This window comes from Microbacterium sp. STRO-2N (assembly GCF_057747775.1).
Genome location: NZ_CM173223.1, coordinates 2,085,078 through 2,106,403 on the forward strand (window position 1 = coordinate 2,085,078; position 21,326 = coordinate 2,106,403).

Annotated in this window: 18 protein-coding genes and 1 tRNA gene; 7 read left to right on the plus strand and 12 right to left on the minus strand. The window is 71.8% G+C overall.

Translation table 11 applies throughout. The features are described 5' to 3' along the window. Positions 1 to 10: 10 nt before the first annotated feature. The 3 genes from AC3ANN_RS09755 to AC3ANN_RS09765 are packed head-to-tail and all read right to left on the minus strand — an operon-like array spanning position 11 to position 3,857. Complete coding sequence (locus AC3ANN_RS09755; protein ID WP_488340770.1) at positions 11 to 2,107, minus strand: PTS fructose transporter subunit IIABC; 2,097 nt, start codon at positions 2,105 to 2,107, stop codon at positions 11 to 13. A gap of 32 nt (positions 2,108 to 2,139) precedes the next feature. Then, the gene (locus AC3ANN_RS09760; protein WP_488340771.1) at positions 2,140 to 3,081 is read right to left on the minus strand and encodes a 1-phosphofructokinase family hexose kinase; all 942 of its coding nucleotides are present in this window, start codon (positions 3,079 to 3,081) and stop codon (positions 2,140 to 2,142) included. After that, complete coding sequence (locus AC3ANN_RS09765; RefSeq protein WP_488340772.1) at positions 3,078 to 3,857, minus strand: DeoR/GlpR family DNA-binding transcription regulator; 780 nt, start codon at positions 3,855 to 3,857, stop codon at positions 3,078 to 3,080. Before AC3ANN_RS09765 ends, AC3ANN_RS09760 begins: the two co-directional genes overlap by 4 nt. 96 nt (positions 3,858 to 3,953) lie before the next feature. Between AC3ANN_RS09765 and AC3ANN_RS09770 the strand changes: the two genes are divergently transcribed. Further along, positions 3,954 to 4,877 carry an aminoglycoside phosphotransferase family protein gene (locus tag AC3ANN_RS09770; protein WP_488340773.1) on the plus strand — a complete coding sequence of 308 codons (924 nt, stop codon included), beginning with the start codon at positions 3,954 to 3,956 and terminating at the stop codon, positions 4,875 to 4,877. Between the two features lie 79 nt (positions 4,878 to 4,956). Next, the gene (locus AC3ANN_RS09775; protein WP_488340774.1) at positions 4,957 to 5,952 is read left to right on the plus strand and encodes a proline dehydrogenase family protein; all 996 of its coding nucleotides are present in this window, start codon (positions 4,957 to 4,959) and stop codon (positions 5,950 to 5,952) included. Positions 5,953 to 5,970: 18 nt separating this feature from the next. Here the strand turns inward: AC3ANN_RS09775 and AC3ANN_RS09780 are convergent. The 3 genes from AC3ANN_RS09780 to AC3ANN_RS09790 form a co-directional block, all read right to left on the minus strand. After that, positions 5,971 to 6,042, minus strand: a tRNA-Gln gene (locus tag AC3ANN_RS09780). A 69-nt stretch (positions 6,043 to 6,111) separates the two neighbouring features. Beyond that, positions 6,112 to 7,641, minus strand: coding sequence for a glutamate--tRNA ligase (gene gltX, locus AC3ANN_RS09785; protein ID WP_488340775.1), 1,530 nt, complete (start codon positions 7,639 to 7,641; stop codon positions 6,112 to 6,114). 11 nt (positions 7,642 to 7,652) lie between these two features. Continuing rightward, positions 7,653 to 8,648 (minus strand): LysR family transcriptional regulator, encoded by a 996-nt coding sequence (locus AC3ANN_RS09790; protein WP_488337220.1) that lies wholly within the window; start codon positions 8,646 to 8,648, stop codon positions 7,653 to 7,655. A gap of 81 nt (positions 8,649 to 8,729) precedes the next feature. On the opposite strand from AC3ANN_RS09790, the gene AC3ANN_RS09795 reads away from it, so the two are divergent. The 4 genes from AC3ANN_RS09795 (at position 8,730) to AC3ANN_RS09810 (ending at position 13,129) form a co-directional block, all read left to right on the plus strand. Next, positions 8,730 to 9,800 (plus strand): aminotransferase class V-fold PLP-dependent enzyme, encoded by a 1,071-nt coding sequence (locus AC3ANN_RS09795; RefSeq protein WP_488337221.1) that lies wholly within the window; start codon positions 8,730 to 8,732, stop codon positions 9,798 to 9,800. Positions 9,801 to 9,888: 88 nt separating this feature from the next. Next, on the plus strand, positions 9,889 to 11,505 hold the full coding sequence (locus tag AC3ANN_RS09800; protein WP_488337222.1) for an N-acyl-D-amino-acid deacylase family protein: 1,617 nt from the start codon (positions 9,889 to 9,891) through the stop codon (positions 11,503 to 11,505). Beyond that, positions 11,502 to 11,888 carry a RidA family protein gene (locus AC3ANN_RS09805; RefSeq protein ID WP_488337223.1) on the plus strand — a complete coding sequence of 129 codons (387 nt, stop codon included), beginning with the start codon at positions 11,502 to 11,504 and terminating at the stop codon, positions 11,886 to 11,888. Before AC3ANN_RS09800 ends, AC3ANN_RS09805 begins: the two co-directional genes overlap by 4 nt. Then, the gene (locus tag AC3ANN_RS09810) at positions 11,888 to 13,129 is read left to right on the plus strand and encodes an alanine racemase (RefSeq protein WP_488337224.1); all 1,242 of its coding nucleotides are present in this window, start codon (positions 11,888 to 11,890) and stop codon (positions 13,127 to 13,129) included. The genes AC3ANN_RS09805 and AC3ANN_RS09810 overlap by 1 nt, the downstream gene beginning before the upstream one ends. A 40-nt stretch (positions 13,130 to 13,169) precedes the next feature. On the opposite strand, the gene AC3ANN_RS09815 is transcribed toward AC3ANN_RS09810, so the two are convergent. The 5 genes from AC3ANN_RS09815 to AC3ANN_RS09835 form a co-directional block, all read right to left on the minus strand. Further along, on the minus strand, positions 13,170 to 14,447 hold the full coding sequence (locus AC3ANN_RS09815; RefSeq protein ID WP_488337225.1) for an MFS transporter: 1,278 nt from the start codon (positions 14,445 to 14,447) through the stop codon (positions 13,170 to 13,172). After that, the gene (locus AC3ANN_RS09820; protein ID WP_488337226.1) at positions 14,440 to 15,207 is read right to left on the minus strand and encodes a fumarylacetoacetate hydrolase family protein; all 768 of its coding nucleotides are present in this window, start codon (positions 15,205 to 15,207) and stop codon (positions 14,440 to 14,442) included. The genes AC3ANN_RS09815 and AC3ANN_RS09820 overlap by 8 nt, the downstream gene beginning before the upstream one ends. Positions 15,208 to 15,283: 76 nt before the next feature. Continuing rightward, complete coding sequence (locus AC3ANN_RS09825) at positions 15,284 to 16,390, minus strand: branched-chain amino acid aminotransferase (RefSeq protein ID WP_488337227.1); 1,107 nt, start codon at positions 16,388 to 16,390, stop codon at positions 15,284 to 15,286. Positions 16,391 to 16,456: 66 nt separating this feature from the next. Beyond that, entirely contained in the window at positions 16,457 to 17,509 is a 1,053-nt protein-coding gene (locus tag AC3ANN_RS09830; RefSeq protein WP_488337228.1) for a 3-isopropylmalate dehydrogenase, read from the minus strand. Between the two features lie 7 nt (positions 17,510 to 17,516). Next, entirely contained in the window at positions 17,517 to 19,058 is a 1,542-nt protein-coding gene (locus tag AC3ANN_RS09835; protein ID WP_488337229.1) for an MFS transporter, read from the minus strand. Between the two features lie 63 nt (positions 19,059 to 19,121). On the opposite strand from AC3ANN_RS09835, the gene AC3ANN_RS09840 reads away from it, so the two are divergent. Further along, entirely contained in the window at positions 19,122 to 19,667 is a 546-nt protein-coding gene (locus AC3ANN_RS09840) for a TetR/AcrR family transcriptional regulator (RefSeq protein ID WP_488337230.1), read from the plus strand. Positions 19,668 to 19,717: 50 nt separating this feature from the next. Here AC3ANN_RS09840 and serA read toward each other — a convergent pair whose 3' ends face one another. Next, complete coding sequence (gene serA, locus AC3ANN_RS09845) at positions 19,718 to 21,322, minus strand: phosphoglycerate dehydrogenase (protein WP_488337231.1); 1,605 nt, start codon at positions 21,320 to 21,322, stop codon at positions 19,718 to 19,720. Between the last annotated feature and the right edge of the window lie 4 nt (positions 21,323 to 21,326).

Below are 21,326 nucleotides of genomic sequence, written 5' to 3' on the forward strand. Positions count from 1 at the left end.
CGGGCCGTTCTCACGCCGCCACGGGGACGGCGGCCTCTGCCTGCTCGAGCTCTTTGCGGCCGACCCACTTCTTCAGGGCCACGACGGCGAGCGCCGACACGACGGTACCGGCCGCGAGCGCCACGAGGAAGCCCCAGATCGGATCGATCGCGAAAAGGACGAAGATGCCGCCGTGCGGGGCGAGCGATTCCACGCCGAACGCCATGATGAGCGCACCGGTGAGCGCACCGCCGACCATCGAAGCGGGGATGACGCGCAGCGGGTCTGCGGCCGCGAACGGGATCGCGCCTTCGCTGATGAACGAGGCGCCCAGCAGCCACGCCGCCTTGCCGTTCTCGCGCTCCACGGGCGGGAAGAAGTCGCGCGCGAGCACCGTCGACGCGAGCGCCATGGCCAGCGGCGGCACCATTCCCGCGGCCATCACGGCCGCCATGATCAGGTAAGGCGTGGGATTCTCGGCAGAGCCGGCGGCCAGCCCGGCGACGGCGAATGCGTACGCGACCTTGTTGACGGGCCCGCCCAGGTCGAAGCACATCATGAGGCCGAGGATGACGCCGACCACGACGATCGCACCGGTGGCCGCGAGATCGGTGAGCCACACGTTCAGGCCCTCCATCAGCGACGCGATGGGCCGACCGAGGAACAGGATCATCAGACCCGACGCCACGATCGACGCCAGCAGCGGGATGATCGCGACCGGCATGAGACCTCGCAGCCATCGCGGTGCCTGGAAGCGCCCGATCCACCACGCCACCGCTCCGGCCAGAAGACCGCCGATGATGCCTCCGATGAATCCCGCGTTCATGAGCACGGCGACCGCGCCCGCGACGAACCCGGGCGCGATGCCCGGCCGGTCGGCGATCGCGAACGCGATGTAGCCGGCGAGCGCCGAGACGAGGAACCCCATCGAGGTCGCGCCGATCACGAACGCGACCGATCCGAGGTACTGCGCGAGACCGCCTGCGGGCAGATCCCACAGCGCGTTGTCGATGATGACGCCGAACGCCTGGTCGTCCGCGTTCACGTCGACGCCGCCGATGAGGAACCCGAGAGCGATCAACAGCCCGCCGCCCGCCACGAACGGGATCATGTAGCTGACGCCGGTGAGGAGGATCCGCTGGATCCGAGCGCCCCACGAGAGCTTCTCGCCCGCGGTCGCGGCGACGACCGCGGCATCGCCGCCCACGCGCGTCGCCGACGGGTCGTTCGCGGCGGCGACGGCCTCGGCGACGAGCTGGTCGGGCTGCTCGATGCCGCGCTTCACGCCGGAGCGCACGACCGGCTTGCCCGCGAACCGCTGCGGCTCGCGGACGTCGACGTCGGTGGCGAAGATCACCGCGTCGGCGCCCTGGATGACGTCGCTCGGGAGCGCCTGGTAGCCGCTCGAGCCCTGCGGCTCGACGACGACGTCGACCCCCGCCTTCTTGCCGGCCGCCGCCAGCGCGTCGGCCGCCATGAACGTGTGTGCGATCCCGGTCGCGCATGCCGTGACCGCCACGATGCGCGCGGGGCGCCCCTCGACGGTGAGGGCGGTGTCGGCCGCCGCCGGCGTGGCGACGGTCCCCTCACCCCCTCCGACCGCCGCCGGCGCGTCGCCCGCAGCCTCCGGGAGCATGGGCCCGTCCGCGGCGGGCGTGGGCGCGGGCGCGGCGGGCGCCTCACCGATCGCGGCGCGCACGATGGCGACGACGTCCTCCTCGGTGACCGCGGCGCGCAGGCTCGCCGTGAAGTCTTCCCGCATAAGGCTGCGGGCGAGCTTCGACAGGACGGCCAGGTGCGCCTCGGCCGCGTCGGCGGGGGCCGCGATCAGGAACACGAGATCGGCGGGGCCGTCCGGAGCGCCGAAATCGACGCCCGGAGCGAGCCGCGCGAACGCGAGGGACGGAGTCGTGACGGCGGCGCTCTTGGCATGCGGGATCGCGATACCGCCGGGGAGGCCCGTCTCGTCCTTCTCTTCGCGGGCCCACGCGTCGGCGTGGAGCGCCTCGGCGTCGGTCGCTCGCCCCTGAGCGACGACGCGTTCGGCGAGTGCGCGGATGACGTCGGACTTGTCGTCGCCCAGCCGGGCGTCGAGGCTCACCAGGCCGGGTGTGATGGTGTCGGACACGATGACCTCCTGCGGTCGATGGGAATGCGGGATCAGGCGAGACGGGCGACGGGCACGTCGCCCGCGGGTAGGTCGGCGGGAGCCGGGGGCTGCGTGCCCGGAAGGGAGGCAGCCGCGGCGCCGTACCGGACGGCGTGGCGCAGTCGCTCCTCGGGGCGTGCGCCTCTCGTGTGAGCGATGAGGTAGCCCGCGAGCGAGCTGTCGCCGGCGCCGACGGTGCTCACGGCGCGGATGCGCGGCGGCGTGGCCGCCCAGGCGGCGCCGTCCTCGACGAGCACGGCGCCGTCCGCCCCGAGCGTGACCAGCGCGGCGCCGATGTTGGCCGGTACGAGCGACCTGGCGACCTCGAGCACGGCGGCCACCGCGTCGGCGCCGTCGATCACCGTGCCGGCGAGCTCGGCGAGCTCGTCGTCGTTGGGCTTGATGAGGTCCGGTCGGCCGTGGGCCACGGCAGCCGCGAGCGCGGGTCCCGAGGCGTCGACCGCGATCCTCGGCGGCGCCGCGTGCGCGGCGCGCACCGCGTGGATCACGCGCACGTAGAACTCGTCGTCCGCGCCGGGCGGCAGCGAGCCGGCGAGCACCAGCCATCGTGCGCCGGCGGATGCCGCGACCACGGCGTCGATGATCGCGGACGCCTCACCGGGCGACAGTGCCGCGCCCGGCAGGTTGAGCTTCGTGGTGACACCCGCCGGGTCGGTGATCGCCAGATTCGTGCGCACGAGGCCGCTCACCGGGACCCGCTGGGCACGAACGCCCGCAGCGCGCAGGACCGACTCGAACGGGTCACCCGGCGCGAGCGGGAGCACCGCCGCGCAGTCCTCGCCCGCCGCCGCGATGACGCGCGCGACGTTGATGCCCTTGCCTCCCGCGTCCTCTCGGGCGGAAGTCGCCGCCTGCACCTCTCCGGGAAGCAGCGGCGCGGACACCGTCATCGTGCGGTCCAGCGACGGATTGGCGGTGAGCGTCACGATCATGCGAGCCACACCTCCACGCCGGCGTCGTCGAGCGCGACGGCCAGCTCGGCGCCGGGTGCGGCATCCGTCACCAGCACGTCGATGTCGGACAACGACGCGAAGCCGACGAGGAGCTCGGCCCCCAGCTTCTCGGCGTCGGCGACCACGACGACGCGGCGCGCCGACTGGACGATGGCGCGCTTGACCGCCGCCTCGTCCGGGTCGGGCGTGCTGAGCCCGAAAGCAGCCGAGACGCCGTTGGTGCCCACGAAGGCGATGTCGGGACGCAGGCCGGCGATCATGCGGACCGTGTCGGCTCCGACGGCGGCGGCGGTCAGTCCGCGGACGCGGCCGCCGACCAGGGTGAGCGACGCCCCGGGCACGCCCGCGAGGGCATGGCCGAGGGTGAGCGAGTGCGTCACGACCTCGATGCGCTCCTGTGGCAGCGACGGAGCGAGCGCCGTTGCCACCGCTGTGGTCGTGGTGCCGGCGTCGAGGTAGACCGACCCGCTGAACCCGTCACGGAGAGCGTCGAGTGCCCGGCGGCCGATGGCGGCCTTCGCCGCGCCATGGTGCTGCAGCCGCTCGGTGATCGACGGCTCACGCGTGCTCGCTCGGTCGACGGGCACGGCGCCGCCGTGCACGCGGCGAAGCGCGCCGATCGACTCGAGATGGTCGAGGTCACGACGGATGGTCTCGGTGGTGACGTCGAACCGGTCCGCCAGCGCGACGACGCTCACGCGTCCTTCCGCTGCCAGCTCTCGCTCGATCTGCTCGTGGCGCTCCGTTGCGTACACCTCGTCCTCACCCTCCGTCGGATTCCCACACGTTACAACACATACACAGGTTTTCGCAACCAAACCCACACAGCCCGTGATCGATAGGGTCGAACGATGCCCGACAAGCCGCCTGCTGAGATCCGGATCGACGCCGGTCTGATCCGCTCGCTGGTCGCCTCCCAGGCGTCGCACCTGGTCGCGGATGTCGCATCCCTGGAGCTCGCAAAGGTCGCCGAAGGCTGGGACAGCGAGGTGTGGAGACTGGGCGAGGATCTCGCCGTGCGCCTCCCCCGTCGCCAACTCGCCGCGCCGCTCGTCCTCAATGAGCAGCGAGTGCTCCCCGGGATCGCTCAGCGCCTCGCGGTTACCGGAGTGCGCGTGCCCGAGCCGATCGTGGCGGGCAGTCCGGGCGCGGGCTTTCCCTGGGCGTGGTCGATCGTGCCCTGGATCGCAGGCACCCGCGGTCTCGATGTGCCGCGACGCGCGCGCACGGGGTGGGCACCGAAGCTCGCGCAGGCGCTGCATGCGCTGCATGCGACGGCGCCGGCGGATCATCCGGTCAATCCGGTACGAGGCCGGCCGCTCGAGACGCGCGACGCGGTCTTCCACGAACGCCTCCAGGGAATCCTCCGCGCCGGCACGCTCGAGGCGGAGACCGCGGCGGAGCTGGCGCGGACCTGGCGCACCGGCCTGACGGCGCCGGTCTGGGGCCGCGCGCCGGTGTGGATCCACGGCGACCTGCATCCCGGCAACCTCGTCGCCCGCGGCGGCGACCTCGAGGGGATCATCGACTTCGGCGATGTCACCGCAGGCGATCCCGCGTACGACCTCGGCATCGCGTGGCTCGCCTTCGACGCGTCCGGGCGCGAGGCGTTCATTGCGGCGACGGGCGCGCGGTACGACGCCGCGACCTGGCGGCGCGCGCACGCGTGGGCGGCGGCCGTGGTCGTCGCGCTCCTGACGCACAGCGACGACGCGCCGGACTACGCGGCGCTCGCACGGGATGCCATCCCCGAGGTCGCCGACACCGCGCTGTGATCGACGACCCGCCGGGTCTTGGCAGTCACCTGTCGATGGCTGACCGCCCGTGCGTCCCCTGCCCCACTACCGTGAGTCCGTGCAGATCGATCAGACGGAATGGGAGCGCACCGCCGACGTGCTGCGCGGCTGGGCGCTGGACGAAGACCTCAAGGAGCGGATGCTCGCGGACGCTCGCGTCGCGGCGGTGGCGAAGCGGCTCTCGGAGCGGTACATCGCCGGAGACCGCATCGACGAGGCGCTGGCGGCCGTTCGCGGTGCCGCTGCTCGCGGACACCTCGGCAGCATCGAGTACGTCGGCGAGAGCATCCGCTCGATCGACGTCGCGAACGCCGAGGCGGCGGTCTTCGTCGGCCTCGCCAGCGCGATCGGTGCAGCCGGCGCCTCCTCGACCGTGTCGTTCGACCTGTCGCATGTCGGCTCGGTGATCGATCCCGAGCTGGGCTACCGCAACGCGAGTGAGCTCGCCCGCGCGACCGCACCGCTCGGCACCGCGCTGATGGTCTCGGCCGAGGCGTCGGACCGTACCGACCTCGTGCTGGACCTGTACGAGCGTCTGGCGGCGGAGCACCCGCACGTCGGGATCACGCTCCAGGCGCGCCTGCGCCGCACGCCGGCCGACCTCGAGCGGGTGCTCCCCCTGCCCGGCCGCATCCGGCTGGTGAAGGGCGCCTTCCTCGAGCCCGACGACGTCGCGCATCGACGTGACAGCGACGGCATGTACGACGCGTACCACTCGCTCGCCGAGCGGCTCGTCTCGTCGGGTCATGCGGTGTCCCTCGCCACGCACGACGAGTCGCTGCTCGCTCAGCTGATCGATCGTCATGGCGACGCCCTCCGCCGCGACCACGTCGAGTTCGAGATGCTCATGGGTCTCGGCACGCGTCAGCTCGACCGCCTTCACGCAGAGGGATACCGCACGCGGGAGTATGTGCTGTTCGGCCGCGAATGGTGGCTCTACGTGCTCAATCGGATCGCCGAGGATCCGCACCGCCTCTTCGCCGCGATCGCCGACCTCGGACACGGTCGAGCAGAGCCCATACAACCGGAAACCCCCGGTCAGAATCGCATCTGACCGGGGGTTCCTCTAAAGCTGGGGTACCTGGACTCGAACCAAGAACAACTGAACCAGAATCAGCCGTGTTGCCAATTACACCATACCCCAAGGCTGTCGGCCGAAGCCGTGCCGAGGATCAAGTCTACGCGACCGCGACACGTGCTCCAAACCGAACAGTCACCCGCGCGCGTCGGCGAGAGCGGTGAGCCGGCGGATCGTCTCGGACTTGCCGAGCAGCTCCATCGACTCGAACAGCGGCGGCGACACGCGGCGGCCGCTGAGCGCGACGCGCAGCGGACCATATGCCACACGAGGCTTGAGTCCGAGGCCCCCCTCCTCCGCGGGTGCGACGAGCGCGGCGGCGAGGGCGTCCTGCACGGCGACGGTGGTGAAATCGGGTTCGGGCAGCAGCTCGAGCGCGGCGACCGAGGCGACCAGCACCTCGTTCGCGTTCGCGGGCAGCGACGCGAGCGCGTCGTCCTGATAGGCGACCGTGTCGGTGAAGAGGAACCCGAGGAGCGCCGGCGCGTCGCCGAGCAGCTGCATCCGCTCCTGCACGAGCGGGGCGGATGCCGCCAGCGTCGCCTGCTCGGACGGCGTCGGCGGGTCGGATAGCACGCCCGCGCCCGCGAGATACGGCACCAGACGCGCGGCGAAGTCGCCGGGCTCCAGCATCCGGATGTGGTCGCCGTTGATGGACTCCGCCTTCTTCTGGTCGAAGCGGGCAGGGTTCGGGTTGACGTCGGCGATGTCGAAGGCCGCGACCAGCTCGTCGAGCGAGAACACGTCGCGGTCCGGCGCGATCGACCAGCCGAGCAGGGCGAGGTAGTTGAGCAGGCCCTCGTGGATGAAGCCCTTCTCCCGCTGCAGGAACAGGTCGGCCTTGGGGTCGCGCTTGGAGAGCTTCTTGTTGCCCTCCTCGCCCAGCACGAGCGGCATGTGCGCGAAGCGCGGGATGAAAGTCGTGACCCCGGCATCGACGAGCGCGCGATACAGCGCGAGCTGACGCGCTGTGGAGGGCATGAGGTCCTCGCCTCGGATGACGTGCGTGATGCCCATAAGGGCGTCGTCGACCGGATTCACGAACGGGTACAACGGCACCCCGCCCGCGCGCACGAGCACGAAGTCGGGGAACGAGCCGGCCGGGAAGGTGACCTCGCCGCGGATCAGGTCGACATAGGTGAGGTCCTCGTCGGGGACGCGCAGACGCCACGCGGGCTCTCGGCCCTCGGCGCGGAACGCCGCCTTCTGCTCGTCAGTGAGATCGCGGTCGTAGTTGTCGTAGCCGAGCTGCTTGGCGCGTCCGTTCGCCTCGTTGCGCGCGTCGATCTCCTCGGCGGTCGAGTAGCTCTCGTACACCGCTCCAGCCGCGATCAGCTTGTCGAGCACCTCGCGGTAGATGCCGTGGCGCTCGGACTGCCGGTAGGGCGCGTGCGGACCGCCGACCTCGACACCCTCGTCCCAGTCGATCCTGAGCCAGCGCAACGCCTCGAGCAGCTGCAGGTAGCTCTCTTCGCTGTCGCGCGCCGCGTCGGTGTCTTCGATGCGGAAGACGAGCTTGCCCCCGTGGTGTCGCGCGTAGGCCCAGTTGAACAGCACGGTGCGGATGAGCCCCACGTGCGGAAGACCGGTGGGCGACGGGCAGAACCGCACCCGGACGTCGGCGCCGGTGGCAGTCGTGGTGCGGGGATCAGGCGAAGAAGGCATCGCGCATGAGTTTACTTGGCCGAAGCCGCAGCCTCCGGCGTCGCCCGGGTGCGGGATGCCTCGGCGCCGTGGTCGCCCGCCGGCCCGACGAGTCGCGCGAGCGCGGCCAGCGTGACCCTGACAGCGGGCACGCGATCGGCGCCGCGCGCGGTCACGGTGTGGATCGTGCGCTGCTCGCCCTCCGGCAGGGGGACGATCGCGATCCCTGGGAGCCGCGGAAACGACTCGACGGCCATGCGCGGGAGCGTCGCCACTCCGATGCCCTGCGCGACGAACCCCTGAACCGCGACGAAGTTGTCGGTCTCGAACGCGATCCGAGGGGAGAAGCCGGCGCGACCGCACAGCTCGAGCAGGTGTCCGCGGCAGCGTGGGCAGCCCGCGATCCAGTCCTCGTGCGCCAGTGCGGCGACATCCAGCGTGCCGGGGCCTGCCGACGGATGCGACGCCGGCAGCACCGCGAGCAGCTCATCAATGCCCACGGTGCGCACGGAGAGCCCCCGGGCGCTCGTGCCGTGCGGGTCGTCGCGATCGCCCGGGTAGCTGAACGTGAGGGCGATGTCGGTGCGGTCGTTCCGTACGGCGTCGACCGCCTCCGGCGGCTCGGCCTCGACGTACGTGAGGGCGATCCCCGGATGCCGCTGAGCGAGGTCTGCGAGGAGCTTCGGCACGATCGTCGGCGAGGCCGAGGGGAACGCCGTGAGCCGCACCCTCGCCGTGCGCAGGCCCCGAAGCTCCGCGAGCTCGCCGGCCGCGGCGTCCAGCGCTGTCGTCACTGCGGAGGCGTGGCGCGCCAGCACGCGCCCGGCGTCGGTGAGACGGACGCCGCGACCCACACGCTCGACGAGGGCGACGCCGAGCCGCTGCTCGAGGCGCTTGAGCTGCTGACTGACGGCGGGCTGACTGTAGCCGAGCGCGGCTGCGGCAGCCGTGATCGAGCCGGCGTCGGCGATCGCCTTGACGACGCGCAGCTCGCGTGCGCCGAAGCCGGGACCGTCATCGTCGTCCATCCCGGAATCATAAGCGTCGGTGATGATTTGCATCGGACACCTGCCGTAGACGGGAGGCGTCGACAGCGGGACCCTGGGGGCATGGTCGCGACGATCCCGTCCCCGCTCGGCGTGCGAGAGGCGCGTGCCGCCTTCACCGGCGGGCGCGGCTACCTCGCGGCGTGCACCGTCGGGCTGCCGACGATCGCCACGCAGCAGGCGATCCGTGCCGACGTCGACGCGTCGGCGACCGGGCACCCCGATATCGCCGGCTACAGCACGGCGGTCGAGCGGTCGCGGGCGCTGTTCGCCACCCTCGTCGCGGTCGGTGCCGAGCGTGTCGCCATCGGCTCCCAGGTGTCGGTCGCGACGGCGACGGTGGCCTCCGCACTCCCCGACGGAGCCGAGGTGCTCGTGCCCGACGGCGAGTTCTCATCCCTCGTGCTGCCGTTCGTGCACGCCGGACGCGGCATCCGGGTGCGCACCGCGCCGCTGCGCGATCTCGCCGCGCACATCACGCCGGCGACGAGCCTCGTGGCCTTCTCGATCGTGCAGTCCGCCACCGGCGAGGTGGCCGATGCCGCGGCGATCCGAGACGCGGCGAGCCGCAGCGACGCCCTCACGCTGTGCGATGCGACGCAGGCAATCGGTTGGCTGCCGGTCGAGGCATCTGCCTTCGACGCGGTGATCTGTCACGCATACAAGTGGCTCTGCGCGCCGCGAGGCGTGTCGTTCCTCGCACTCTCGGACCGGCTCATGGCGCGCATGTCGCCCATGTCGGCCGGCTGGTACGCGGGCGACGACCCGTGGTCCTCGTGCTACGGCGCCGTCATCGACCTCGCGCCCGACGCCCGCCGGTTCGACCTCTCCCCCGCGTGGCAGGCGTTCGTCGGCGCCGCCCCGGCGCTCGAGCTCTTCGCGTCGCTCGACCGCACCGGCGTCTACACACACACGACCGGCCTGGCCGCGGCGTTCCGCGCCGGCCGGCGGCTCTCCGAACCCGAGCGCGCGTCGGCGATCGTGACGTGGGACGACCCCGACGGCGCCGACCTCGCCCGCCTCGGCGCGGCCGGCATCACCGCGTCCGGCCGCGCCGGCCGCGCACGCGTCGCGTTCCACGTCTTCAACGACCCGGACGACGTCGACCTCGCCCTCGCCGCGCTCGGCCGCTGATCGCGCCCGCGGGCCGTCCCGCCGACGCGCACCGTCCTGCGTAGACTGCTGACGCGGGTCAGCCGGGTCCCGCGTCGACGGAGGCTTCATGTCCGCCCACTCCGACCGCACGGTGCTGCGCGGCGGCACCCTGATCGACGGCTCGGGTGGTCCGCGAAACGCGACCGATGTCGAGATCCTGGGCGCCCGCGTCGGCGTCGTGGGCGAGGTCGAAGCGCACGAGGGCGACCGCGTGATCGACTGCCGCGGCCGGTTCATCATGCCCGGATTCATCGACGCCCACTCCCACGCGGACGGCGCCGTGTTCCGTGAAGACGTACAGGTCGCGCTCCTGCGCCAAGGCGTCACCACGGTGGTCTGCGGCCAGGACGGAGTGTCGTACGCCCCCGGCGACGGCGTGTGGGCGACGCGCTACTTCGCCGCGATCAACGGTCCGCACCCCACCTACCGCGGCGACGGTGTGGCCGGCCTCCTGGCCACGTATGACGGCACGACGCCCGTCAACGTGGGCTACCTGGTCCCGGCAGGCTCGGTGCGTCACGAAGTCATGGGCATGGAGACCGGAGGAGCGGATGCCGCGCAGCTGGGCCGCATGCAGCAGCTGGTCGCCCAGGGGCTCGCCGACGGCGCCCTCGGGCTGTCGTCCGGACTCGACTACGTGCCCGGCATCTTCGCCGACGCCGAGGAGCTCGCCGCCCTGTGCGCGCCCGTCGCAGCCGCCGGCGCGCTGTACGTCACCCACATGCGCGGCGGCTACGAGACGAACACGGCGGCGGGACTTCGCGAGGTCGTGGCGATCTGCGCGCCCGGGCGGTCCCACGCGGGAGTGCGTGGCCACGTGTCGCACCTGCACGTCGACGCTGCGGATGCCGAGCGGCTGCTCGCCGAAGCCGCGGCTTCGGGGGCCGACCTCACGTTCGACATGTATCCGTACACGCGAGGCTGCACCCTCGTGTCGATGGCGGTGCTCCCGCCCGAGTACAGCGCGGTCGGCGTCGACGACGCCGTAGCGCGGCTCGTCGACCCCGCGGAGCGCGCGCGGCTGCGCGAGGAATGGTTCCCCACCGTCGCCGCGAAGCCGAGTCTCGGCAGGCGCTGGCCGTCGATGATCCGCATCGCCCACACTCCCGCGCAGGACTGGTCGTGGGCGCACGGGCTCACCCTCGCGCAGATCGCCGACGGCCGGGGCACCTCCGTCGAGGACGCGACGCTCGACCTCCTCGTCGCGGGGCGGCTCGAGGTGAGCGCCGTGATGGCCGTGCGCGACGAGCGCCCGGTCGAGAACCTGGCCCGCCTGTTCGCCCATTCCGGCCACACCGCCGGGTCCGACGGCATCTTCGTGGGCGCCGTCCCTCACCCGCGCGCATGGGGCGCGTTCGCGCGGCTGCTGGCGACGTACGCCGGTCGCTCGTTCACGTGGGAGCAGGCCGCCGTGCACCTGTCGGCGCGCACCGCTCAGCGATTCGGACTCGCCGGCCGCGGCATCCTGCGCACCGGCCACGCGGCCGACATCGCGATCGTGGATCCCGCGACGGTGACGGATGCCGCCACCTACGACAGCCCACGGACGCCCGCGCGCGGCATCGACGACGTCTTCGTGAACGGCGTGCACGTGCTGAGCGAGGGGCGGCTCACCGGCGCCCTTCCCGGCCGCGGGCTCCGCCGCGGCCACCTTCTCCCCTCTCCGACGAAAGGAACGTCATGACCAAGCAGTCCGTCCTCATCGAGAACGCACCCAAGCCGGCCGGACCATACAGCCACGGCGTCGCCGCGAACGGCCTACTCTTCACGGCCGGGTTCGGCCCGCAGGATCCGGCCACCGGCGAAGTGGTCCCCGGTGGCGTATACGAGCAGACCCGGCAGGTGCTCCGCAACGTCGGTAGCGTGCTGGCGGCCAAGGGCGCGTCGTTCGACGACGTGGTCAAGGTCACGGCGCATCTTCAGCACCTCAAGCGCGACTTCGCGGAGTACAACCGGGCCTACGCGGAGTTCTTCACCGAGCCCTATCCGGTGCGCACGACGGTCGGCTCGGACCTCTACGACATCCTCGTCGAGATCGACGTCGTCGCGGTGCTGCCGGAGTCGTGATGAGCGCGGACCGCGTGCTCGGCGCCGGCGACAAAGGGTTGCCCGCGGATGCCGTGGGCATGACGATCGCGGAGTTCCTGAGCCGACGGCCACGGCTGACCGACCTTTGGACGCCGCTGCTCGTGCTCGACGATGGCGCGCTCGACGACAACATCGCGTTCCTCGCGGGCTGGGTCGCCGAGCGTGGTCTGGAGCTCATGCCCCACGGCAAGACGTCGATGGCGCCGCAGCTGTGGCGGCGGCAGCTCGATGCGGGCGCGACGGGCATCACGGTCGCGACGCCGTCGCAGCTGCGCGTGGCGGCCGAGGCCGGTGTCCCGGCGATCATGCTCGCCAACCAGCTCGTGCAGCCGGGCGCGATCCGCTGGACGGCGGCGCTGGCGGCCGGGGGTCGGCGTGTGTGGAGCTGGGTGGACGACGCCGCGGCCATCGACGGCGTCGAACGTGCGCTGGGGACGTCGGTCGAGCACCCGCTCGAGGTGCTCGTCGACGTGGGAGGGGTCGGCGGACGCACCGGGGCGCGATCGCTCGACGCAGCGGTCGCGGTGGCCGAGCGCGCGGCGGCGTCGCCCGCGGTGCGGCTCGCCGGCGTCGCGGGCTACGAAGGGTCGGTCGCCCACGGGCGCGCGCCCGAGGCGCTGGACGCGGCGCGCGCCTACATCGACGAGCTGCTCGCGGTGCATGACGCGCTCGGGCCGCTCTACGACGGCGGCGACGTCGTGGTCACGGCGGGCGGTAGTGCCTATCCCGACGTCGTCGGCGCCGCGTTCGCCGCGGCTGCGGCCGGCGGCGACCGGGCGCGGTTCGTGCTGCGCTCCGGCGCCTACGCGGTGCACGACCACGGGTACTACCGGCGGAACTCGCCGTTCAACGGTGCAGGACTGCGGCCCGCTGCCCGAGGACTCGCGCGCGTCGTGTCGCGGCAGGAGCCCGGACTCGCCATCGTCGACGCCGGCAAGCGCGACTTCCCGTACGACGAGGGCCCGCCGGAGCCGCTCTTCGCGATCGATGCGGCTGGCGAGCAGATGCCGCTCCCCGGCGCCGCGATGACCAAGCTCAGCGATCAGCACGGCTTCCTGCGCGTGCCCGACGGCTCGGCGCTGGCCGTGGGCGATCTCGTCGTGTTCGGCCTGTCGCACCCCTGCACGATGTTCGACAAGTGGCGGCTCGTTCCCGTCGTGGATTCCCTCGACGACCCGGCGACCGCTGTCGTCACCGACCTCCTCGAGACGATGTTCTGACGCCGCCCGGGCGCGCGCGAGACCGGCGACCGGCGGCCGATCAGTCGTCCGCCGAGACCGCTCGCGCCGTCGACACCCGCCGGCCGAGCGGTGCCAGGAGCACCGATGCGCCGACGAGCACCATCACGACGAGCGCGAGCCCGCCGTAGCCGATCCAGCCGAGCACCGCGCCGGCCGCGACCGCCCCGGCGGCACCGACGATGCTCATCGTGAAGTCGCTGATGCCCTGCCGTCGCGTGCGGCGCTCTTCGGACGACGCCTCGGTGAGGAGCGTCGACCCGGCCACCGTGGAGGCGCTCCAGCCGAGCCCGAGCACGATGAGCGCGATCGTGACGGCGACCGTCGACTGCTCACCGAACGACGCCGTGAGCAGCGCCGCCGCGAGGAGCAGCTGGCCGATGAGGATCGTCGGAACGCGGCCGACGCGGTCGGAGAGGATGCCGAAGACCGGCGACAGCGCGTACATCCCGGCGATGTGGAGGCTGATCGTGAGCCCGATGATCGACAGCGTCGCCGCCTCGGACGCACCATGGGTCAGGTGCACGAGATGCACAGGCGTCATCGCCATCACGGACACCATCGTGCCGTGGGCGGCGGCCACGGCGAAGATCGCGTAGCGCGCGGCGATCGGGCTGTCGGCCCGCGCGATCGGGCGCGAGCCGGGGGCGGCAGCCGCGACCACGCGCTGCGCGAGCAGCAGCGGGTCGGGTCGCATCGCCACGAGGTAGAGGCCGATCGCGAGCACCTGGGCGACGACGGTGAAGAGGTACGGGCCGGTCAGGGGCGGCATCCCGAGCGCGTCGCCGATGATCTGGCCGGGGCCGGTCAGGTTCGGGCCGAGGACCGCGCCGACGGTGGTCGCCCACACCACGATCGACAGGTCGCGGCCGCGCGAGGCATCCGTCGCGAGATCCGCCGCCGCGAAGCGCGACTGGAGGTTCGCCGCCTGGCCCGCCCCGATGATGAGGAACGCCGCGAGCAGCAGCGGGAAGGAGCCGAGCGCCACCGCCGCGACCACGAGCACGACGCCGATGAGGGCGACGCCCATTCCGAGTGTCAGCGACAGCCGTCGCCCGCGGCGGCGCGCGACCATGGCGAGGGGCACCGCGGTCGCCGCCGTTCCGAGCGTCACCGTGGCCGCGGCCAGCCCCGAGAAGGCCTCATCGCCCGACAGCTCCGCCGCGAGGACCGCCCCCAGCGACAGCGTCGCGCCGAACGCGAGTCCGCCGAGCACCTGTCCGAGCGAGAGCACCGCGACGGTGCGCCGCTGGACGCGCGCGACCTCCTCGGGTGCGGTGGGGAGTGCGGTCTCAGGCATCACGAGCGGGATTGCGCAGGATGCCGAGGCCGGTGATCTCGACCTCGACGGTGTCTCCCGCGACGATCTGCCCGACACCCGCCGGAGTGCCGGTGAGGATCACGTCGCCGGGCAGGAGCGTGAAGGCCGCAGAGGCGTACGCGATCACGTCGGCGACCGAGAAGATCATGTCGCTGAGGGGCCCCTGCTGACGCACCTCGCCGTTCAGGCGGGTCGTGAGCACCGCGGCGCCGTTCGGGTCGAACTCGGTCTCGATCGCGGGGCCGAGCGGGCACGAGGTGTCGAAGCCCTTCGCCCGCGCCCACTGCCCGTCCGAGCGCTGCCAGTCGCGCGCGGTGAGGTCGTTGGCGATCGTGTAGCCGAACACGTAGTCGAGCGCGTTCTCGGCGGGCACGTTCTTCGCGATCCGGCCGATCACCGCGGCGAGCTCGCCCTCGAAGCTGACGAACTCCGAGCCACGCGGAAGCGCGACCGCGTCGCCGGGTCCGATCACCGAGGTGTTCGGCTTGAAGAAGAGCATCGGCTCGGCCGGAACGTCGTTGCCGAGCTCGGCGGCGTGCTCGCGGTAGTTGCGCCCCACGCACACCACCTTCGAGCGCGGGATCACGGGCGCGAGGAGCGCGACGTCGGCGAGCGGCACCCGCTCGCCCGTCGTGTCGTAGCCCGCGAACATGGGGTCGCCCGCGAGGACGACCAGCTCACCCTCGTCGACGATTCCGAACCTGATGGCGTCGTTGTGGCTGAAGCGCGCGATCCTCACCGGATCAGCCTAGCCACCGGCGCCGACGTGCGAGGCCCCGCGGACGGATCCGCGGGGCCTCGTCGCGAGACGGTGCTCAGGCGTCCAGACGCAGCAGCCACCCGTGCTTGTCTTCGCGGCGTCCGTACTGGATGTCGGTGAGCTCTTCGCGCAGCGACAGCGCCAGCTCGCCGGTCGGCTGCTCGTCGACGAAGTCCCTGCCCTTGAGCAGGCCGATCGGGGTGACGACGGCGGCGGTGCCGCACGCGAACACCTCGACGATGTCGCCGGATGCCACACCCCGGCGCCACTCGTCGAACGAGACGGCGCGTCCCTCGACCTTGTGTCCGCGGTCGGCGGCGAGCTGCAGGATCGAGTCCCGCGTGATGCCCTCGAGGATCGAGTCGGACTGGGGCGTGACGAGCGTGCCGTCCTTGTAGACGAACACGATGTTCATGCCGCCGAGCTCCTCGACGTTGCGGTCCTGGTCGAGGAACACGACCTGGTCGCACTCGTTCTCGTACGCCTCGGACTGCGGCAGCAGGCTCGCGGCGTAGTTGCCGCCGGTCTTCGCAGCACCCGTGCCGCCCTTGCCCGCGCGCGCGTAGTCCTCGCTGAGCCAGATCGAGACCGGCCGCACGCCGCCCTTGAAGTAGGCGCCAGCGGGCGATGCGATCACGTAGTAGCCGACCTTGTGCGCGGGACGCACGCCCAGGAACGCCTCCTTGGCGAACATGAAGGGGCGGAGGTACAGGCTCTGATCGTCGCCGGCGGGCACCCAGTCGCCGTCGACCGCGATGAGCTCGCGGAGCGATTGGATGAAGTACGACACCGGCAGCTCGGGCAGGGCGAGCCGGCGCGCGGAGCGCTGCAGGCGGCGGCCGTTCTGGTCGGGCCGGAACGTGTGGATCGACCCGTCCCCGTGGCGGTACGCCTTGATGCCCTCGAAGATCTCCTGCCCGTAGTGAAGCACGGCAGCGGCCGGGTCGAGCGAGAGCGGCCCGTACGGCTGCACGCGCGGACGGTGCCACCCGCCGCCGACCGACCAGCAGATGTCGACCATGTGGTCGGTGAAGCTCGTGCCGAAGCCGGGGTTCGCGAGTATCTCTTCGCGCTGCTCGACGGAGCGGGACTGCAGATTGCGGCGGACTGTGAACTCGAGCGGGGCGAGCCCGGTGTCGGGGTCGGAGTCGATGAGGGTCATGACGAGCCTGTACTTTCGTGCGGACGGGGTCCGCGGGTCGGTGGCGGCGCTTGCTCTGGGTCCAGGTTACGCCTGGAGCCGCGCGGCGATCGCGTCGCCGATCTGCGCCGTGCTGCGGGCGAAGGAGTCCCGTTCGGCGAGGTCCTCCTCGACGGCGGTGGTGACGCGCCGTGCCTCGTCGCGCAGCCCGAGGTGATCGAGCAGCAGCGCGACCGAGAGGATCGCGGCCGTGGGATCGGCCTTCTGCTGTCCTGCGATGTCGGGCGCCGACCCGTGAACGGGCTCGAACATCGAGGGGAACGCGCCGTCGGGGTTGATGTTGCCCGAGGCGGCGAGGCCGATGCCACCGGTGACGGCGCCGGCCAGGTCGGTCAGGATGTCTCCGAAGAGGTTGTCGGTGACGATCACGTCGAATCGGCCGGGGTTCGTGACCAGGAAGATGGTGGCCGCGTCGACGTGCAGATAGTCTACGGCGACGTCGGGGTGCTCGAGCGCCACCTCGTCGACCAGGCGCTTCCAGATCCCACCGGCGTGGACCAGCACGTTCGTCTTGTGGACCAGCGTCACGCGCTTGGAGCGACGCTCGGCGAGGTCGAACGCGTGGCGCACGACCCGCTCGACGCCGAACGCCGTGTTGACGGACGTCTCGTTGGCGATCTCGTGCGGCGTGCCCTTGCGAATCGATCCGCCGTTGCCGACGTACGGCCCCTCGGTGCCCTCCCGGACGACGACGAAGTCGATGTCGCCCGGGTTCGCGAGCGGGCTGCCCACCCCCGGGTACAGCTTCGACGGCCGCAGGTTGACGTAGTGGTCGAGCTCGAAGCGCAGCTTCAGCAGCAGGCCGCGCTCGATGTTGGCATCCTTCAGTCGCGGGTCGCCGGGCGCTCCCCCGACGGCTCCCAGGAGGATCGCGTCGTGCGCCTTGATGGCCTCGAGGTCGGCATCCGTGAGCGTCTCCCCGGTCTCGAGGAAGCGCGTGGCGCCGAGCGAGAATCGCGTCCGCTCGAAGCGGATGCCGCTGCCCGCGGTCGCGGCATCCAGCACCTTCTCCGCTTCGGCGATGACCTCGGGACCGATGCCGTCACCGGGGATGACGGCCAGCTTCACGACGCGCGACATGGTGCTCCTACGACTTCGGGCGGGACCTTCCCAGGGTAGTGGCCGCGATGACGCCCGCTGCGACGACGAGCACTGCGCCGATGAGGGCGGTGACGGTCACCCCGGCGTCGAACGCGGTGGCGGCTGCTTCGAACAGCGCCTCCCCCGCGCTGCCGCCGATGGCCTCGGCCTCGTGCACGGCGCCCGCCAGGGTCTCTGCCGCGGCGGCGGCCGCGGCATCCGGCACGCCCTCCGGCACCACGAGGTTCGCACGGTAGAGGGCTGTCAGGATGCCGCCGAGCACCGTCGTGCCGAGCACCGCGCCGAGCTCATAGGCGGTCTCGGACACGGCGCTCGCCGCGCCCGCCTTCGCGGGCGGCGCGCTCGAGAGCACCAGGTCGTTCGACACCGTCTCGGCGGCGCCGATGCCGATACCCAGGGAGATGAAAGCCGCGACGAGCGCCCCGATGCTGTCCGGGCCGGTGGCGAAGGCGACCGTGACATATCCGGCGACCGAGAACAGGAGCGCCGCCGGGACGACGACGCGAGCGGGCCACTTCTTCGAGATCGGCACGACGGCGAGACCCGACACGATCATCATCGCGAGGCCCGGGACCAGCGCGAGTCCGGCTTCCATCGGCGAAAGGCCGGCGATCAGCTGAAGGTGCTGGGCGACGAAGAAGAGGAAGCCGACGAGCGCGATGACGCTCAGCAGGTTCACCATTAGGGCGCCGCTGAACGTGCCCAGGCGGAAGAGCCGCATGTCGAGCATCGGCGTCTTCGCTCGCAGCTGTCGGCGCACGAACAGGACGCCGAATCCGAGTCCCGCGAGCATCGGCAGCCAGGCGGCGATCCCGAAGCCGTGCACGGCGAGCTCCTTGATGCCGTAGACGATCGGGATCATCGTCGCCATCGACAGCGCGATGCTGAGCGGGTCGATCCGACCCGGGTGCGGGTCCCGGCTCTCGGGAACGAGCAGCGGCGCGAACACGAGCAGTGGAAGGAGGACCGGGACCGAGAGCAGGAAGACCGAGCCCCACGAGAAGTGCTCGAGGAGCAATCCGCCGACGATGGGGCCGAGCGCGGCGCCGGCCGAGAACATCGCCGCCCACACCGCGATCGCGAGGCGACGCTGGTCCCGGTCGGTGAAGATGCTGCGCAGGAGCGAGAGCGTGGACGGCATGAGCATCGCGCCGAAGACGCCCATGGCCGCACGTGCGGCAATGAGCAATTCGGCACTCGGCGCGAATGCGGCGAGCACCGACACCGCGGCGAAGCCGGTGGCGCCGATGAGCAGCATCCGTCGTCGTCCGAACCGGTCGCCCAGCGTTCCCATCGTCACGAGGAGCCCCGCGAGGACGAGCGGATACGCATCGATGATCCACAGCTGCTGTGCGCTCGTGGGGCCGAGCTCGAGGGCGATCGACGGGAGCGCGAAGCTCAGCACCGTGTTGTCTACGGACACGAGCAGCACGGGCAGCATCAGCACCACGAGCGCGGCCCAGCCGCGCCAGCCGACCCTCCGGCCCTGGGCGTCGGCGAGTGAGAGTTCTTGAGTGAGCGTCATCATTTCTATACCGTCCAGCCGGTATAGTATCAGGATGCCGCGCCCCCTGTCGATACGATCGACGCCATGAGTCGCCCTCCCCTGGCCCGCGAGAAGGTGCTCGACGCCTTCGAGCGGATCCTCGTCGAGGAGGGCGAACGCGCCGCCACCATGGACGCCACCGCGAAGGCGGCCGGCGTCTCGAAAGGCGGACTGCTCTACCACTTCGGCACGAAGGAAGCGCTCGAGGCCGGCGCCGTCGAGCGGCTCATGGCCCTCGTCGACGCCGACCTCGCGGCGATGGCCGCCGCCCCGGAAGGCCCGATCGCCTACTTCCTGCGATCATCCGCGATGGAGAACGATCCTCTCGACCGCGCGATCCTGGCCGCTTCGCGCCTCGCTCAGGGCGGAAGCCCGGGCGCCGGCGAGGCGCTGCGAGGGATTCGCGATCGCTGGGCCCACGCGCTGCGGGACCATACCCGCGACGAAGCAGCGCTCGACCTCGTCATGCTCGTCAGCGACGGCCTCTACTTCAACAACGCGCTGTCCGGCGGCGCGATCCCGGGCCCGGTGCCGCGAGGCCCCGCGATGGACGCGCTCGTCGCGCTCGTCGAGCACGCCGCGCGCGCCTGACGCAACGGTGGGCGCGGTCCTGCCGCCGGCGTCGGCCGAGCGTCAGCCCGTCAGTCCTCGGTGACCTCGATGCGGCGGAACAGGTCCGCCCCGACGGCCTCGCGCATCTCTTCGAGCAGCTCCTCCGGCACCGGCGAGTCCACCGTGAGCACCGACAGGGCGCGCCCGCTCGCATCGGCCTGCGCCACCTGGAGCCCGGCGATGTTGATGCCCGCGGCGCCCAGCTTCTGGCCGTAGATCGCCACGATGCCCGGGCGATCGGCGTACCGCATCACGAGGTGGTGGCGTTCGATCGGCACCTCGATCTCGTAGCCGTTGATGCCGACGACCTTGGGAACCATGCGCGTGCCGGCGAGCGTGCCCGCCACGGTGAGGACGGATCCGTCCGCGAGCGTGCCGCGCAGGATCGTGATGTTCCGGTACAGCGGGCTCTCTGCTTCGACGATCAGTCGCGTCTCGATGCCGCGCTGCTCGGCGAACAGCGGCGCGTTCACGTACGAGACGTTCTCGCTCACGACGTTGGCGAGGATGCCCTTGAGCGCGGCGAGCCGGTACACGCTGACGTCGTACGCCGCGAGCTCGCCGCGCACCTCGATGTCGAGGCTCGTGAGCGCGCTGTGCGCGAGGCCGGTGAAGAACTGCCCGAGCTGCTCGACCAGAGCGATGCCGGGGCGCACGAACGGGTCGATGACGCCGCCGGCGACGTTCACGGCGTCGGGCACGAGGTCGCCTTCGAGCGCGAGCTTGACCGACTTCGCGACCGACACGCCCGCTTTCTCCTGCGCCTCGTCGGTCGACGCGCCGAGGTGCGGCGTCACGACCACGTTGGGCAGGCTCAGGAGCGGGAAGGCGGTGCCGTCCTCCTTCGGCGGCTCGCTTGTGAAGACGTCGAGGCCCGCGCCGGCGATCTCGCCCGTGGTGAGCGCGGTGTGCAGCGCCTCCTCGTCGATGAGGCCGCCGCGCGCGACGTTGACGACGTAGGCGGTCGGCTTCATGCGGCGGAACTGCTCGGCGCCGATCATGCCCGTCGTCTCCGGGGTCTTCGGCATGTGGATGGTGACGAAGTCGCTCTGCTCGAGCAGCTCGTCGAGCTCCAGCAGCGTCACGCCGAGCTGCTGCGCGCGGGTCGGCGTGACGTAGGGGTCGTAGGCGACGACCGACACGCCGAAAGCCTGGAGGCGCGCGGAGATGAGGGCGCCGATGCGGCCGAGGCCGATGATGCCGACCGTCTTCTCGAAGAGCTCGGTGCCGGTGTATGCGCTGCGCTTCCACTGGCCGGCCGCGAGCGAGGCGTGCGCGGCGGGGATGCGGCGGGCGAGGCTCAGGATGTGGCCGACGGTCAGCTCGGCCGCCGAGATGATGTTCGACGTCGGCGCGTTGACCACCATCACGCCCGCGGTGGTCGCCGTCTTGATGTCGACGTTGTCGAGGCCGACGCCCGCACGCGCGACGACCTTGAGCACGGGCGCTGCGGCGATCGCCTCGGCGTCGATCTTCGTCGCCGAACGGATCAGCACCGCGTTCGCGTCGGCCAGCGCCGACAGCAGCGCGGGCCGGTCGGTGCCGTCGACGAAGCGGACGTCGAAGTCGGGACCCAGTGCGTCGATCGTGGCGGGAGAGAGCTCTTCGGCGATGAGGACGACAGGCTTCGTCACGGAT

Excerpts from the sequence above, each read along its gene's own strand:
- AC3ANN_RS09760 (WP_488340771.1), bottom strand. The coding sequence starts at position 3,081 with ATGATCGTGACGCTCACCGCCAATCCGTCGCTGGACCGCACGATGACG.
- AC3ANN_RS09770 (WP_488340773.1), top strand. The coding sequence starts at position 3,954 with ATGCCCGACAAGCCGCCTGCTGAGATCCGGATCGACGCCGGTCTGATC.
- gltX (WP_488340775.1), bottom strand. The coding sequence starts at position 7,641 with ATGCCTTCTTCGCCTGATCCCCGCACCACGACTGCCACCGGCGCCGAC.
- AC3ANN_RS09790 (WP_488337220.1), bottom strand. The coding sequence starts at position 8,648 with ATGGACGACGATGACGGTCCCGGCTTCGGCGCACGCGAGCTGCGCGTC.
- AC3ANN_RS09795 (WP_488337221.1), top strand. The coding sequence starts at position 8,730 with ATGGTCGCGACGATCCCGTCCCCGCTCGGCGTGCGAGAGGCGCGTGCC.
- AC3ANN_RS09800 (WP_488337222.1), top strand. The coding sequence starts at position 9,889 with ATGTCCGCCCACTCCGACCGCACGGTGCTGCGCGGCGGCACCCTGATC.
- AC3ANN_RS09805 (WP_488337223.1), top strand. The coding sequence starts at position 11,502 with ATGACCAAGCAGTCCGTCCTCATCGAGAACGCACCCAAGCCGGCCGGA.
- AC3ANN_RS09810 (WP_488337224.1), top strand. The coding sequence starts at position 11,888 with ATGAGCGCGGACCGCGTGCTCGGCGCCGGCGACAAAGGGTTGCCCGCG.
- AC3ANN_RS09815 (WP_488337225.1), bottom strand. The coding sequence starts at position 14,447 with ATGCCTGAGACCGCACTCCCCACCGCACCCGAGGAGGTCGCGCGCGTC.
- AC3ANN_RS09825 (WP_488337227.1), bottom strand. The coding sequence starts at position 16,390 with ATGACCCTCATCGACTCCGACCCCGACACCGGGCTCGCCCCGCTCGAG.
- AC3ANN_RS09830 (WP_488337228.1), bottom strand. The coding sequence starts at position 17,509 with ATGTCGCGCGTCGTGAAGCTGGCCGTCATCCCCGGTGACGGCATCGGT.
- AC3ANN_RS09835 (WP_488337229.1), bottom strand. The coding sequence starts at position 19,058 with ATGATGACGCTCACTCAAGAACTCTCACTCGCCGACGCCCAGGGCCGG.
- AC3ANN_RS09840 (WP_488337230.1), top strand. The coding sequence starts at position 19,122 with ATGAGTCGCCCTCCCCTGGCCCGCGAGAAGGTGCTCGACGCCTTCGAG.